Raw genomic sequence first — 2469 nt, 5'->3', positions numbered from 1 at the left:
CCGGGGTTGGTTGCGGCTGGCGGGTGTCCTGCCGGTGGCGGCGGCTTCGGCGCACCACCTCCAGTACAACTACGCCGCCGAGCACCCTCGCGACCATGGCGCGCAGTCGTTGGTCGACGGGCTGGGCGGGTGGTTGTGGCTGGTGCCGCTGGGGTGCTTGGCGGTGGCGATGGCGGCGGACTGGTGGCAGGTGCGGCGGGCCAGGCTCGTGGTGCCGGGGGTGCTGTTGGGCGGCGAGCGTGCCGGGCGGCCGGGGGCGCTGGGGCTGGCGGGGTACGGAGCGTGGTGTGTGCCGTGGTCGGCGCTGCTGGTGTGGCGGTTCGCCCGGTTGCGCAGGGCATTGCTGTACACGGCCTTCCGGCCCGCCTACGCCGGGCGGGAGGTGCTGCACCAGGCAGTCGTTCAAACGGTGGCCCGGTTGGACGCCTCCGACCATGAGGCCGCTTGGCGCGGCGTGGGCTGGCGTACCATCCGTCAGGCGCACCGCGAGGGCAGGGGCACACGCCGCAGGTGGACCATCCTGCTCTCGCTGGTTCTGGCCGTCCCGGCGGTGCTGTTCTGGGGCGTCGCCTCCTTCCCGGGGCAGTCCGGGGTGCGGGAGTGGTTCACCACGGGCGCCGGGCCGCGGCTCCTGGTCGGCTTCGGGATCGCGGGCCTGGCATGGACCGGCTGGCTGCTGATCCGCCTTGCGACCACCTGGCGTGCCACCCAGGCGACCCCGCTGGCCGAGACCCTGACCGTCCTGCGCTTTCGCCTGTGGACCGCTCTCGGCACGGCCGTCACCGGGATGCTGCTGTTCGTCCGCCTGCAAAACGGCATGGCCCCCACCGACGCGATCATCCCCAACCGCCTTCACCTCATCGACGCCCTCCACAACTTCCTCGCCTACGCCGGAGCCGCCCTCCTCCTGCTCGCCCTCTTCGCTCTCTTCCCGCCCGGCGGCGGCCTCGCCCTGGCCACCACCGGAGTCGCCGCCGGGACCCTGTCCGCCGAAGCGGCCATCCATGCCGCCGCCCTCGGCACCCTCGGCATCGTCTTGATGTCGGCGTCCGAAGGGGGCAGCGGTGGCAACATAGACGGCTGGAACGCGTGGCCACGGGAGAAACGCAAGGGCAAGACGAAACCGGAACACCGTGCCGACATCAAGAACGACGAAGGGAAGAACGGATCGCATACCATCGATCGCCACGTGAACAAGACGACGCATGACATGCGCAACCGACTCCGGGCCGACGCCAATTTGAAGGCGGACTCCCGATTCATTGACGAGAATTCAGCTCAACGGTTCACTGACGAGGCGATACGCAGAAAACAAGGCATGGTAGAAACCTGGCTGAAGGGGGGAAGGTCGAGACTGGAGCTTCCGCGGGTGGAGTTCGGTGAACAAACGGGGCTGACGCTCAGCCGGTCAGACTTCCTGCACGGAAATCCTCCGAGTCGGGTCGATGGTGTGAAAGTTATCCTGAAACGTGACCCGTCGGCCCCGGGCGGCTTCCGGGTGCTTACGTCCTATCCCGTACCCTGATGGTTGCTGCGTTCGAACGGAGCTTTCATGGATTCTTCATCGCCGCCCGGACATCGGTTCGCCGAGCTGCAGAATCTACTCGCATTTTATACCCAGGCGGGTTTCGTTTTCTCGGATACGCCGACCGAGCGCGGGCCCGCGCTGGACGCGTATCTTAGGGTCTGTGCCCGGGATCCGCAGAGGGCTGCGCAGGCGGTGCGGGAGATCGACGACCTGCTGACGGTGGGGCTGTTTTCGGAGGAGATCTCGGATGATGTGGATCTGATGCCAAGGGTGCGGCCGACGGGAGGGAGGAATGTCGAGGAGTCCCTGCGCATCGCTCGTGATCACATCGACGCGTGCCTGCGGGATCGGAGTCTGTTCCCAGTCGGGCGTCCACAGATGGGTTTGGAGTGGTATGAGCGGTTCCCGGGGCTGCGGCATCTTCTCGGCGCCTACTTCCACCAGGACCACTTCGATGAATACTCCAGCGACAGTGAGGCTGTTGAGGACTACCTGAGAGGGACGCCCCAAGAGGATATAACTCCCGTTCTCGAGGAAGTTCCGGAGCTGCTGGCCATGGTGGAATCAGAAGAGGATCTTGACCGGGTCACCACGGCGCTGGGCTCGCAGGTCTCTCCGCCGGACGGACTCACGTATCGGCAGTGGATCACGAGCCTGGCCGACATCATCCGGCAGCACCTGAGCGGAAAACCAGCGCCGGAAGAACCAAGCTGAGCTCCATGGCAGCTGTACCTTCCACTGGTACCAGCGGGGTGGACATGCGGGAAGCGGGAGACTCTCGGCGGCTGCGGGACTGGAACCAGGCCGCGGGGTATGGGACCGGCTGCCCATGTGCCGCTGGCGAGCTGAACGCCGCCGCCCGTCCGACTGGTCGCGCTGCGTGGTCGACTTCAGCCACGTGAGGGCGCTAGCCTCAATACCAGTGACTTAAGATCTGTTGC

General features: G+C 66.6%; 2 protein-coding genes. Both read left to right on the top strand.

Annotated elements, in window-relative coordinates:
- A partial coding sequence (locus RKE29_RS29315; protein WP_312008744.1) for an RNase A-like domain-containing protein occupies window positions 1–1525 on the top strand: 1525 nt, incomplete at its 5' end.
- 27 nt (window positions 1526–1552) lie between these two features.
- The gene (locus RKE29_RS29310; RefSeq protein ID WP_312008743.1) at window positions 1553–2242 is read left to right on the top strand and encodes a contact-dependent growth inhibition system immunity protein; all 690 of its coding nucleotides are present in this window, start codon (window positions 1553–1555) and stop codon (window positions 2240–2242) included.
- Window positions 2243–2469: the final 227 nt, after the last annotated feature.

Origin of the sequence: Streptomyces sp. B1866, from assembly GCF_031932565.1 — a bacterium.
Lineage (GTDB): Bacteria > Actinomycetota > Actinomycetes > Streptomycetales > Streptomycetaceae > Streptomyces.
The sequence above is the reverse complement of the archived record's forward strand: the minus strand, read 5'-3'. Positions and strand labels throughout refer to the sequence as shown.

Bases quoted from the DNA above. Each gene is read 5' to 3' on its own strand.
- RKE29_RS29310 (WP_312008743.1), top strand. From the start codon at position 1,553: ATGGATTCTTCATCGCCGCCCGGACATCGGTTCGCCGAGCTGCAGAAT.